The sequence below is a fragment of the Ignavibacteriota bacterium genome, assembly GCA_019637995.1.
Lineage (GTDB): Bacteria > Bacteroidota > Ignavibacteria > Kapaibacteriales > UBA2268 > JANJTB01.
In genome coordinates this window covers 45,363-59,318 of the sequence record JAHBUQ010000001.1, presented here as the reverse complement: position 1 = coordinate 59,318, position 13,956 = coordinate 45,363, and the positions used below count along the sequence as shown (strand labels likewise).

At 34.6% G+C, this 13,956-nt stretch carries 6 protein-coding genes; 5 read left to right on the top strand and 1 reads right to left on the bottom strand.

Features of this window, described 5'->3' with window-relative positions:
• Positions 1-18 precede the first annotated feature (18 nt).
• The 4 genes from truA to KF896_00145 all read left to right on the top strand — a co-directional run bounded on the left by truA (position 19) and on the right by KF896_00145 (position 2,220).
• On the top strand, positions 19-774 hold the full coding sequence (gene truA / locus KF896_00160; protein ID MBX3042106.1) for a tRNA pseudouridine(38-40) synthase TruA: 756 nt from the start codon (positions 19-21) through the stop codon (positions 772-774).
• A 58-nt stretch (positions 775-832) separates the two neighbouring features.
• The gene (locus KF896_00155; GenBank protein MBX3042105.1) at positions 833-1,390 is read left to right on the top strand and encodes a sigma-70 family RNA polymerase sigma factor; all 558 of its coding nucleotides are present in this window, start codon (positions 833-835) and stop codon (positions 1,388-1,390) included.
• Positions 1,387-1,638, top strand: coding sequence for a hypothetical protein (locus tag KF896_00150; GenBank protein ID MBX3042104.1), 252 nt, complete (start codon positions 1,387-1,389; stop codon positions 1,636-1,638). The genes KF896_00155 and KF896_00150 overlap by 4 nt, the downstream gene beginning before the upstream one ends.
• A 72-nt stretch (positions 1,639-1,710) precedes the next feature.
• Complete coding sequence (locus KF896_00145; GenBank protein MBX3042103.1) at positions 1,711-2,220, top strand: cytochrome P460 family protein; 510 nt, start codon at positions 1,711-1,713, stop codon at positions 2,218-2,220.
• A gap of 363 nt (positions 2,221-2,583) precedes the next feature.
• On the opposite strand, the gene KF896_00140 is transcribed toward KF896_00145, so the two are convergent.
• A complete protein-coding gene (locus KF896_00140) occupies positions 2,584-8,844 on the bottom strand; it encodes an immunoglobulin domain-containing protein (GenBank protein ID MBX3042102.1) in 6,261 nt (2,086 codons plus the stop codon).
• Positions 8,845-9,654: 810 nt separating this feature from the next.
• Here KF896_00140 and KF896_00135 point away from each other — a divergent pair.
• Positions 9,655-13,956, top strand: coding sequence for an activase (locus tag KF896_00135; protein ID MBX3042101.1), 4,302 nt, complete (start codon positions 9,655-9,657; stop codon positions 13,954-13,956).

The window sequence follows — 13,956 nt, the reverse complement described above, 5'->3', positions numbered from 1 at the left end:
TTCTATGCGGAAAATGAATTGAAGACTTTAGCTTTAAAAATCGAATATGACGGTACAAATTATGCCGGCTGGCAGGTTCAAAAGAATGCCCTTACAGTTCAGGAGGTCTTAGAAAGTTGTATTGAAGCAGTTTTTGGTATTAAGCTGCCTACGATTGCAGCCGGAAGGACTGACTCAGGCGTTCACGCTTTAGGTCAGGTCGTTTCGATTAATCTTGAAAGTGAAATTTCAATTCCTCAAGAAAAAATTCTTGTGGCTATTAATTCAAAATTACCTTTAGATATAAGAATAATTGAATCCAAAATTTTTGATGAAAAATTTCATGCAAGATTTGATGCTCAGTTCAGGCAATACAAATATATCCTGACTACTGAATATAATTTATTCAGGCGAAATCACATTTCATATATTAAGTACCCAATAAATCCGGACAGGCTTTACAGTATAGCAAATATTTTTAAACGGAAAACAGATTTTACTTCTTTTTCGAAATATAACCCTGATAATAATAATCCGGTTTGCGATGTGACAGTATGTAATTGGACAGAATCCGCTACCAATGTTTACGAATTGAATATTAGGGCTAATCACTTTCTATATGGAATGGTTCGCTCTATAGTTGGCAATATGATTGACTTCGCAAGGAATAAAAAAACGGAACTTGATATTGAAAAGGGATTTGAAATATTCGACAGGAATCAAAATTCACCACTAGCACCACCACAAGGCTTATATCTTGAAAAAGTTTTTTATAATAATAATTTTTATATTTAATTTTTTTATATTAATAATTTATTGTATTTTTAACAATGTTCATTATAAAAAATGAAAAATGAAAAATGAATTGAATCCTGAATATTGGGTAAAGACTTATTCAGATGCACTGATAAGATTCGCAGTTAAGAGAACAGGCGACTTTGACCTCTCGAAAGACCTTGTTCAGGATACATTTTTGTCTGCCTTGACCGGATTAGATAATTTTAAAGGTGAAATTTCCGAAAAAAACTGGCTCTACCTAATCTTAAAAAGAAAGATAATTGACCACTTCAGAAAAAATTATTCAGGCAAATTCCAAAGTATTGATGACGATGAATCATTTTTTGATGAAAATGGTATGTGGAAGTCAAATCTGATGCCGGAACCCTGGACTGCAGAGCATAATGAAAAGTTTGAAAATGATGAATTGTTAGGAATTATTGACAAATGCGTCAATAAGTTAAAAGATTTACAAAAGGCAGCCTTTATTTTAAAATATATGGATGAAGAAGATTCAGATAAAATTTGCAATGAATTAAATATTTCAAACAATAATTTTTGGGTTTTATTACACAGGGCAAGACTTAATGTCCGTAAATGTGTTGATACTTTTTTAAAAATTAGAACAAAATGAAAATAGTTAGAAAAATGATGATTTCCTGCGAAAAGGCAATTAGTCTTAGCGCCAAAAAAAGCTCACACGAACTTGACTTGATTGATTCATTCAAGCTAAAAGTCCATTTGATGATGTGCAAAAATTGTAAAGCATTCGATGAGCAAATAAGCAAGATAATTGAAAAGTTAAAAATTGATAGTGAAGCAGTTTCTTTGACTGAAGAAGAAAAAAAAATAATGATTTCTTTTCTTAATGCACAAAAATAATTTTGTAAGGATATATTTACCCTCCGTCAATAACTTTGTAAGTTATATTAATATAATTATTAGGAGGTTTTAATGTATAATCTTAAATTCTTTTTGCTCGCTGCGGCTGCAATTATAATGCTGTCGTTCTCTTCATGCAGTGAAGGCTCAAGTAAATCTACTCCCCAAGAGTTTATCGCTGACGATAACACATTCTCAGGTTTTTCCGGCTGGACACTCGTTGACACAAGAAATGGTGCCGACCCTGCATTAGGTGGTATGGCTCACGGTGGAAACAACGAAACTGTTACTCGCAAGATTTATATCAAAGATAATAAATCCCGTGTAAATGGACAATATCCGGTTGGAACTGTTGTTGTTAAACAATCAACAAATCCTGAAGGTATGAATGAAATTACCGCAATGGTGAAGAGAGGTAACAAATTTAGTACTGATGCAGGTGACTGGGAATGGTTTATGCTCGAACCGGACGGTAAAATTGGCGATGGTGGTAAAATGAGAGGCGCCAATCTTATGGATGGGATGTGTGCCGGTTGCCATACTGCTGCTAAAGCTAAAGATTTCGTCTTTACAAAAGAATAACTTCAAATTTTTCTCAGATGGGGTTGTCTCAATTGATATGATTATATGAACAAGTATTTTATAATAATTTTTGAGGCAACCTTTTTTTAATTGAAATTATTTCCTAGTTTAAGTAAATTTAAATATTTGATGAAAATCTCATTTTATAATTACCGATTTGAATATTATAATCTAAACAAAAAGTATTCTTCATAGAACTAAAATAATCAAGTATATATTTTATTGAGTTAATTTATTTATTATTATCTGATAAATGATATATATAATTTAATAAAATGTTACTTTAAATTTATATAGAATTAAACAAAAAAAACCGGCAACCTCATAAGAGATTGCCGGTTATTTAATTTCAATCTGTAGGGATTATCTTACTACTACTACTCTTTGAGTAAGCATAACACCATTTGATTTAAGAACGACACTATAAATGCCTGAAACTAAGTTAAGTTTTTCAGCATTCAAAGTAATATTGTGATTACCTTCAGCAACTACACCATTGACAAGTACTGCAATTTCAGCACCTAAGCTATTTACTAATGTAATATTTACTTGAGATTCAGCCGGAGTGGAGAATTCAAGGTTAGATGAACCATTAACAGGATTTGGAACAGCTACACCTAATGAATATCCGTGAGCAGCTACTTCCTTAACATCTGTATTTGATGTTGTTATAATTACATCACAAACAACTGATGAAACACTTCCGCAATTATTAGTTATTTCTACCCAATACTTGCCTGCGTTTTCTTCTTTAACATCATAAATCATAAGTGTATTTGTATCTTCGCCTTCAATAGCAGCACCATCGAAATACCACTGATATTCAAGTTCAATCCCTTCAACTTCTACTGTAAGGGCAAGCACGCCGCCTGTTTCAATAGTAACATTAGCATCAGGCTGAGAAGAGATTCTTGGTTTTGGAGAAACCGTTACAGATGCTTCAACTGTAGCCATACCTGTAACTGAATTACCTTCTTTCACTAAGCAGTAGTAATTACCTGAGTTGTTAGGTTTTGCAGGTGAAATTACAAGCTGGTTAGTTTTAGTACCTGTGATACCGTTACCGTCGTTGATTGCAATGCCTTCTTTGAACCATTGATAAGTTAAGAACCCGTTTGGAACAGTTGTTTCAGCACGAACAGTAAGAATCACAGCTTCGTCTTCACATGCGTCAGTATTAACCGGTTGTTCAACAATTGTTACAACACCTTTGATAAGTCCAAACAATGATGCTTCGTCGCTTCCGCAATGTCCGGTAACCACCACTCGATAATCTTCTCCGAAGTCTAATTCACTAACTCTAGCAATGCTTAGTCTGTCTGATTTTGTACCGATAAATCTTCCACCTTCCACGAGTGGTTGGTTGCCTTTGTACCATTGTACTTCAGGAACATATCCTTCTGGAGTACCATTGACGTGAGCACGAACTCTGAAAGTAACATCGCTACCAGGAACTACTGCCTGAGTCATTGGTGGAACTGTTATTTCAGTGCCTGTTGAAACATATATTGATGCTTCTTCAGACATGAAATCGAGAAAACCAAAACAGTCTTCTGCCTGAACGCGGCATTGGTAAACACCGCCGTCTTCAAACTTGGAATCAGTTAAGTAGAATACAGGTTTGTTATAATAAGGGCTTTCTTTTGATGTAATCATAACGCCATCTTTGTACCATTGGTAGCTATAAACGACACCTGATATGTTAATTCTGATAAATGAATTTTCGCCTTCACAAAGTGTTTTGCTTTCAGGTTGCTGGTCTAAGCTGAAGTAAGGCCAGATTTTAATAACAACTTCTTGTGAGAATACTTCTGCAGTACCGCAAGATGCTGAACCAAGAACTTTACAACGGTAAACACCACTTTCAGCAGGTGTTGAACCGGGGATTCTTAAAATCGGATTACGTGCTGTAGGATATTGTGCAAGTGATAAGTCAACAAAACCATTGCCTGCATCTTTTTGCCATACGTAACCAAATACAGTTCCTTCATCTGTTACACTAAGAGTAATATCTTCATCAACGCAAGTTGAAGCTAATTCTTTACCAGCACTTTTTTCAATTTGATGTAAGTTCACGTTCTGCAAAGGTTCGGATCTTGTAACCATAGCTGCCTCTGTCCAAATTGTTGCAGGACCACAGTTGCCCGGACCCATAACGCGTAATCTGTAGCGTCCTACCAACTCATCAGTAATAACTCTTGTCATAATGTTTGAATTAGCATTAGGAACGTCAAGCCAGTTTGATGTACCGGCTTTCATAAATTCCCATTGGTAGCCAAGAATTGTTCCTGTTGCTTCGGCAAGTAAAGTGAGTTCAGGAGATGTAGTACAAACATCTGATGTTGGCGGTTGATAAGTAATTGTCATTGGAGTTTCAACTTTAAGCAAAGTTTCAGTACTCGTTACAGTTTTACCCATAAATGTACCTGTTGCAAAGTAACGGGCTGAGTCACTCATTTTAACAGGATTAAAAGTAATACTCTTGCTTTTTGCTCCTGGTATCAGTTGTCCATTTTTGTACCAGTTAATATCAATTGATGACAAGCCGGAACGCTCGACGCCATCACCAAAACCGGTTACATCGGGATTAGCTGAAATAGTAACTACATCTTCAACACATTGTACAGCATTACTTGGAACAATTTTTGTATCTTCAGCAATTTCGAATATAGCGTTAACTTCATCAGCACCATAATAAGTAGTAGCATTTCTCATTTCGCCGTCACCATCGTGTAGAACTTCCGGCATTCTGTTATACATAAAGTATGAATTGCCAATACTGCTGCCATTTATATGTAAGTCATCTTTATTGCTTACAAAAACAGGCATACCCTCTTTTGAATTAGCATCTCTTCCAGTATGTGATCTCCATTGTGAAAAATTGTAAGCAACATAAGTAAATGGTAAATAATAAGTCCAGTTATCATAACCACCAACTTTTGCAGTGTTGCCTATCGAATAAACATTATTATCAAGTGCTGTAAAGTATGGACCTACCGGTGAGCTTGTCCCCTGAAAGAAGATATTGTAAGCTTCGGGATGAGAAACAGAACTTGAGGCTTTGAAAACAGAGTTATGGAATATATTTCCACGGAAATCATTGCCTGAATAACTACTTGTAAACACAACATTTGCCGCAAATCCACCATAATTTATACTTGATGTATAGTACTTCATTTCACCTGTCATAATAATTGAATTATGCCAAACTTTTGTGAAGCTGCCTGCAAGACGAATTCCTGCTGCAGAATAGTCAGTAGGATAGTAACTAATATAAGCAGTGGTTAATATGTCAGATATTTTATTGTTTTGAATTACGGCATAAGAGCCGGATACATATATACCATTAGCAAAACAAATTGAAGTTCCTTGATAATTCAAGCTATGAATTGTATTACCGTCAATATAAGTAGGAATAGACCCGACCATAAATAGCTGAATACCAATAATGTAGTTAGTGTTATTCGGACCGCCGTTGAAATTATAAATTTTATTACGACGAATCTGTCCGTTTGGAGCATATCTTACTTCGATACCGTAGCTAAGGATGCTATTCGATAAGTTATCATCACCAACAATATTATCTTCAACAATAAGATTGTTCATAGTAGTAGTGCCGACAGTTGTTTGTCCGGCAATATACATACCATAAGTACTGTTGTAAATATGATTATTCTGAATAAGCAGATTATTCATTGATGGGCTGTTTGTACTTGTTGATATAGTTCCGTCACTGGTAATGATACCAAATGAAGTATTCAGACGGTTTCCATTAGAAATTTCGCAATTTTTGATTGTAAGGTCTCTGCCGCCGCGTCCCATTCCACTTCCAACTAAGATAGTTGCACGGAATTGAGTTAATGTATTTTCAGCAGTATTGGTGAACTTCAAATATCTGCCCTTACCTTCATAACTTCCGTCAATAACGACATTATTAACACCAATTATTTTAATTAAAGCTCCTGCAACTTCACCTTGAATACTTCTTTTTGTAGTTGAATTAGGTCGTATATAAATAGTATAAGGTCCACCTTCATCATAAGTCAAGCTAGTAAGACCAACTTCGCCTGTTTCAGTTAAATTTGAAGAAATATTCAAATAAACATCACCTTCGATAACATTGTTCATCAAAGCTTGGAAAATGCCATCCGGTTTTGTGAGAGAAGTATAGGTTTGGTTTGTGCCAATACTGTAATTTCCTGAAAAGCCTACTGCTAATCTGTAAGAATCAGCATTATTTACAGGAAAATTTGAAGTAGTGAGATTTGTGGTATTAGGATATTGATTAAAAATACCTGAAGTAGTTGAAATATTTTTCTTAGCAGCTATATCCTGAGCAATAATGAAATATTGGATTTCATCACCTTCGCCTGCTCCACCTTGCAATTTACCGTAATCAACTGTAAATGAGAATTGATTACCACCTAATGCAGTAGCATCAGAATACTTCCATCCTGAAGTCGAAGAAGTATTGCCATTATATGTATTGTCAGTTGATGCTTTTCTGTAATACAATCTTGGGGCTGAACCTGAAACATCAACACCGGTTTTATCCGTAATATTTGCGATGACAGTGCGGTTACCCCAGTTTGTTGTTGTCATAAGTTTTTGGAAAACTATTTCGGGACCTACAATATCATCTGCTTCTTCATAAGCTCCCGGAGTCGGGTTTGTACCTGAGCGGGTTACACCGATAATATCAGTTTGAAACCCTGATATTGGAGTACCTTTACCTAAAAGAGCTGAACCAATATAAGGAGCTAAAACATTAACTGAGTTAAAATCGGTGAAAATATTCATCGAATTTCCTTCACGTGAAGTTGCAGATTTCCAGGCTGCAAGAGTAGTACTATTAGATGATAAAAATCCGATATGACCATAAGGACCACCAACATAGTAGTTGTTATAGTCCATAGTAGAGCTTGTCAGGTTACCTGTACCAGCCAAATATACAGCAAACGAACGGCTTCCTGATAAACCTTCAAGGTCATTATAAAAGTTATTATTTCTAAGGTCGAAGCTATTTACAGCAGTTCCTGATAAAATCAAGCAAGCACTTAAAGTACCTTGTGTACCGCTTGGTAACTGCTTACCTGTAAGATTTACGCTGTTGTAATAAATTTTATAACCGGTACCACTTGATATCAGTATACCAAAAGGATTAGTAGTAGTACCGGAAGTACTCCACTGTGTAGAAATCATGCGAGACACGGAGTTATTAACAATTTCACTGTTATTTGAGCTGAGAATGTAAAAACCTGCTGCACCTGTTGTGCTGGAACCATTACTGATGAAATTATCAAAATAGTTATTATGGAATTTTGAAGTAGCGCTACTTGTAGCATAGGCGCCATATATTGTAGCACCGGAAGTGATATTTACTGCCCGGTTGTTTATAAATTCCATATTAGCGCAAGAACTCATATAGTAAGGATATGTAGTTGTATTTGCGGTTGCCCACAAATTATCTATAACATTATCTTTAATTTGAACGTATTGAGCTGATGAAACAAATACACCATAAGTAGTAGAATTATTTGTAACATTTGTAATTTTGTTATTAAGAATCTTGCCTGAAGCTGCTGAAGACAAATAAACACCATAAAATGTTGAAGTACCTCCTACATTATTTACAGTATTATCATAAATTTCTCCTGCACTACAAGTAGCACAATAAATAGGGTAATTTAATCCATTACCTGTTCTTACGTTATCTATCGTATTACCATATACTTTTGCATTTGGTGATTGCTGAATGAAAATTGAATACAAACTTGATACACCGGTAATATTCTTGATAGTGTTATTATAAACTTTAATACCACTGGAGTAATAAAGATACATTACATAAATTGCAGAAGTGTAGTCAATATATTCGAATGTGTTGTCATATACTTCAGCATCAGTTGTGTACCAAAAATAAATTGGTTGATAAGAAACCGACTGAGCTAAATTAGATGAACCAAAATAATTGTTATAAATTTTTACACCAATATGAGTTCTTCCTGACAAAGAGTTAGCTCTGACGCCACCATACATAAATTTGAAAGAGTTATAACCAATTTCATTTCCAGTACTGGAAGCAGCACCGGTAACACTATTGCTGGCTCCTAATGATACCCCCCAAACATTTGAATTATTCTTAGCAGAACCTTCTAAATTACAGTATAAAACCTTATTATAATTAGCCGGGTCAGAAGCAGTAAGCAAACTGTCAATTCTAACGCAAGGACCACCTGTAGAGTTGTTCTTGATAGTTAAATCACGGTTGCTGCCGCTCATATTCTTTCTACCATCAATAGTAACATAATCAGCGCCCTGGAGCTGGATTATACCGGTAGAAAGATTACCCTGAATTGTATAAGTATCAGTCGGGTAAATTGTTACTGAACTATAATCAGCACTTCCATTACCTGAAGGCAATAAAACTGCGGTAGTAGTTTCAGTGAAATTGTTAGTAATTTTTACTACAATATCACCGGTGTGTGTACCTGCGTTGATAGCATTGAATGCAAGCGAAAGTCTTGCATAACTTGTGCTCCCAATCTCTACCTGACCGTAGGCACTTATACCCACAAGCAAGCCGATTATCACCAAAGATAACCTTGTAAAAAATTTTTTCATGTAACACCTTTAAAATATAACTTAAAATATAAAGTATAAAATATTCTGCTGTTTTTGCTTTGATAGTTTTCGATTTTTTTAATTCTAATAATTCCCGCCTATTATTTGCTTTACAAGTAATTTCCAATTTCAAAAACTATCATAACGTATTATACTCTTTCATATAACAAAAATAGTAAAACCTAACAATTAATACAAAAAAAAAGTTAAAATTTGATAAATTATTATCGTATTTTTATAAAAATCTACATAATTATAATGCTTACATCCGATTAAATTAATTAATATTCACAGTTTAGCATCCTTTTAAAATATGAAATAAAAAAATGTGTAATACTTTATAAATTCAACGAATTATATTGTTTTCAATTTTTAAATTATTTTGCAAGAAAACAATATATGAAATTATGTTTAATTTTTATAACATAATTAGAGTATTTTCTACGCTATTATAATAGTAATTACAGCGGTTTTTCATCATTTATTCATTTTCGATTTACTTATAAATAAATTCTAAGTCATTAATATAATATACTTATTATTATTTTTTGATTGTTCTGTTATAATATAAATTACTAATTTTATAATGTTAATATTATGCTAATATTTAGTATTTCAAATATAATTAATGCTTAGTAATCTACATTATTTCAATTCATATTCTACTGAAAAATATTAGACATATAATAGTATTATAATCAAAGTAGAAAATTATGAATATAATGTCAATATTTCTAAAATATCTTCATTATTTGAAAATAATTGCTTAATTTAGCAAATATAAAATAGTACAAATGAAGAAATATAAATATGAATAGATTTTTCGGTTTTTGTCTGGGAGCATCAACAATATCCTTTGTTGAGCTAATCGAGCAATCACCAGACGGCAGTATGAAAGTAAAGAATAAAGGCAGTAAAAGCCATCAAGGAAAACCCAGAGAGACATTGCTTAGTTTAATCAATGATTTGGGTGCAATTGGCAATCCAATAACAGTAACCGGAAGAAAATTCAGAAATATTATAAATATTAACAATATAACAGAGCCTGACGCAACCGAAACTGCTTTTGACTTTATATACGATAAAGCTCAACAAATCACATCTATTGTCAGCTTAGGTGGAGAAACCTTTTTACTATATTCTCTTGATGAGCAGGGAAAAATATCAAATGTTATATCGAAAAATCAATGCGCATCCGGAACAGGAGAATTCTATCTGCAACAAATTAAAAGAATGAACCTAAGTATTGAGGAATCTCTCTTCATAAGCAAAGATAGTAAACCATATAAAGTATCCGGCAGATGCTCAGTTTTCTGCAAGTCTGACTGCACTCACGCACTGAATAAAGGTACACCCAAAGACGAAGTAGCCTCCGGTCTTGCACTGATGATTTCCGAAAAAATTGAAGAATTGATAAACAAGGCTCCAAAGGGTAAGGTGATGCTTGTCGGTGGTGTGACGAAGAATTCCACCGTAATGGATTTTTTGACAAAGAAAGGCATAGAATATATAATTCCTGAGCTTGCTGATACATTCGAAGCACTCGGGGCTGCTGTACATAGCTTTAAGAAAAAAGTTCCTGCTATTGATAGTATTGAAGGAATTTTTAAAGAGTTTCACAGCTCGTTTACTTATCACAAACCTCTTGGTGATTTTAAGAATAAAGTAGATTTTAAAAGTTTTGACACTTTTACAAATAATCTGAATGAAGACTGCATACTGGGTTTGGATGTTGGCTCTACGACTACTAAAGCTGTACTAATGACTTCTGAATCATCTCAAATAATAGCAAAATCATACTTATATACAAATGGTGACCCTGTGGGTGCCGCAAGGAAATGCTATGCAGAGTTGCTCAATCAAACCGAAAGTAAAACAAAAATTATTGGTATCGGAACTACCGGTTCAGGAAGGCAAATTGCAGGACTTCATGCCCTTACCGACGGAGTTGTCAATGAAATAGTTGCTCACGCAGCAGCGGCTGTACACTTCGACCCTGAAGTTGATACAATATTTGAAATTGGTGGACAAGATGCTAAATATACTTATATAATTAATCAGGTTCCGGCTGATTACGCAATGAACGAAGCCTGCTCAGCAGGTACAGGTTCATTTATTGAAGAGTCGGCTTACGAATCACTTGGTATAAATGTAATGGATATTGAACCTATTGCAATGACAGGAAAAAATCCTCCAAATTTCAGTGACCAGTGTGCCGCATTTATAAGTTCGGATATTAAATCAGCACAGCAGGAAGGACTTCGCAAGGAAGATATTGTGGCAGGTCTTGTATATTCAATTTGTCAAAATTACGTAAATCGGGTAATGGGCAACCGACAAATTGGTAAAAAGATTTTTATGCAGGGAGGTGTATGCTATAATAAGGCTATTCCAATTGCTATGTCAGCACTTACCGATAAAGATATAATTGTACCCCCGGAACCCGGGCTCATGGGTGCTTATGGGGTTGCTCTTGTTGTTAAACAACGACTCGAACTCGGTCTGATGTCAAAAAATGATTATAATCTTGATGAACTTATAAATCGTGATGTAAATTACAAAAAGCCTTTTGTGTGCCTCGGAGGAAAAGAGGAATGCGATAGAAAATGCACAATCAATATTGTTGAAGTAAATGGTAAAAAATATCCTTTCGGAGGTGCATGCAATAAATATTACAATCTCAAAAGCGAGCTGAAATTCGGCACTGATTCGAGAGATATAATTAAATTGAGACACAAAATTTTATTTGAAGATTATGCTTCACAAATAGTTGACGAAAGCGTCAAAACTGTGGGAATTAATGCATCTTTCAATACTCAGACAATTTTCCCGCTTTATTATCACTTTTTCAAGGGGTTGGGTTTTAATGTGGTATTGCCCGATTTTGTATCAGCAGAAGGGATGGAGCTTGAAACAACATCATATTGCTATCCTGCACAACTGGCACTTGGATTATTTCAAAATTTAACAGAGAAAAATCCAGATTATTATTTTGTTCCGGCAATTTATGAAATGAATACCGAAGATTCAAGCGAAGTGCGTCTGGATTTTAACTGTTCGTGCGTATTTGTGAGTGGAGAGCCGATGTATTTGAAGCAAACTTTTAAAAGTAAAATTGATGTCTCAAAATTAATTAACACTCCACTGAATTTTGCAACAGGATATGAGTCACAACTGAATCAATTTGAAGAAATAGCAGGAATTATTGGTATAACAGATAGAAAATTTATAGAAAAATCATATCATTTTGCTTGCCAGAAGCAATATGAAGCAGAAGAACGAATCAAAAATATAGGCGAAGAAATTTTAGGGAAATTAGAGCAGAATCCTGATGAAATTGGTATTGTTCTCATCGGAAGACCTTATAATGCTTTTGCTGACTTTGCAAATAAAAGTATTCCCAGAAAGCTCGCTTCTATGGGCGTATATGCACTGCCTTATGATATTTTTGATTATTCCGTTAAAAGTATTGATGATGACATGTACTGGGAAAGCGGTAAGCGCATTCTCAAAGCTGCTAAAATAGTGAAGGAACATCCTCAACTCTTTGCTGTTTATGTATCGAATTTCTCCTGCGGACCCGATTCGATGATTATTTCTTCATTCCGTGATATTATGGGAACAAAACCTTCTCTTACACTTGAACTGGATGGACACACTGCAGATGCCGGAATCAATACACGAATAGAAGCAGCAATTGATATTATTAAAAATTACAGGAAGTTATCAGCGAACATTAATGACCCTGATTATTCGGATTTTAATCCTGCATTTATCGAATATCATAAGGATATGAATTATTTTGTTCGCTCAGATGGAACGAAGCTTCCAATGAATGATAAATCAGTCAAAATTCTTATTCCATCTATGGGGGACTTAAATTCTCGAATGTTTGCCGCAGCACTTAGAAGCATTGGTTTCAATGCTGAGTCGCTACCACCATCAAATGCTGAGATAATTAAATACGGCAGGTCAGTTGCAACCGGAAAAGAATGTCTGCCACTTATTATTCTCGCCGGATCGCTTATTGATTACGTTGAAAATAAATGGGACGGTAAGGAAAATTTAGCGTTTTTCAATGTTCAGGGAGCAGGCAATTGCAGACTTGGACAGTATCCGGTATTCTTAAGGCAGATGATTAAACACCGCAGGATCGAAAATGTCGCACTAATGATACTTATGAATGAAGATGGATTTGCTGGGTTTGGCTCTAAGTTTGCAATGCGTGGAATTCAGGCAATTATGATTGGTGATGTTCTTGATGATATTCGCTCAGCAATAATTGCAAATGCACAAAATCCTGATGCCGGACTCGAATATTTTGAAAATGAATTCAATATTCTTACTGAAGAATTTGAAAATAATCCTGACTCGGTTTATAATCATCTTGATAATTTCGCTTCAAAAATCAATAAAAATATACCAGCAAATACTGCAATAGATGATTCAAAATATATTGCTTTACTTGGTGAGATATATGTCCGGCGTGACGGATATTCTCATAAACATTTGAATAAAAAGCTTGGCAAAAAAGGATTTGTTGTAAAATCTGCTCATATAACAGAATGGATAATGTATGTTGATTATTTGCTGAAAATAAATCTTTTAGAGCCGGACAAATCGCTAAGGAATAAGCTGGAGCGTGAGATACGCAATTACTTTATGCGGCAGGCTGAAAAGAAAATTAAAAAAATATTGAAAAAAACCGGTTATTACCGATATCACAAGATTGATATAAAACCCCTTCTTGACCATAGCAAGCATATTATCCCGCTTGAATTCAAAGGAGAGCCGGGTTTAACTTTAGGTACAGCAATGCACGAATCGCTTGAAGAGTACTGTGGCATAATCAATCTTGGTCCGTTCGGATGTATGCCAACAAGATTTACTGAAGCAGTTTCAATACCTGAAATGAAATCAGAAGCAAAACTACAAATTAAGCAGTTGAATAATCCCAAGTTTGAGCTTTCATCAGCGTTTAATGGTCATACAACAATACCTTTTCTCACAATTGAAGTGGATGGAAATACATTTCCTCAGGTAATTGAAGCTAAGCTCGAAACTTTTGCTTTACAAGCTGAAAGAATTGCAAATATGATGAAAAAGGAATGA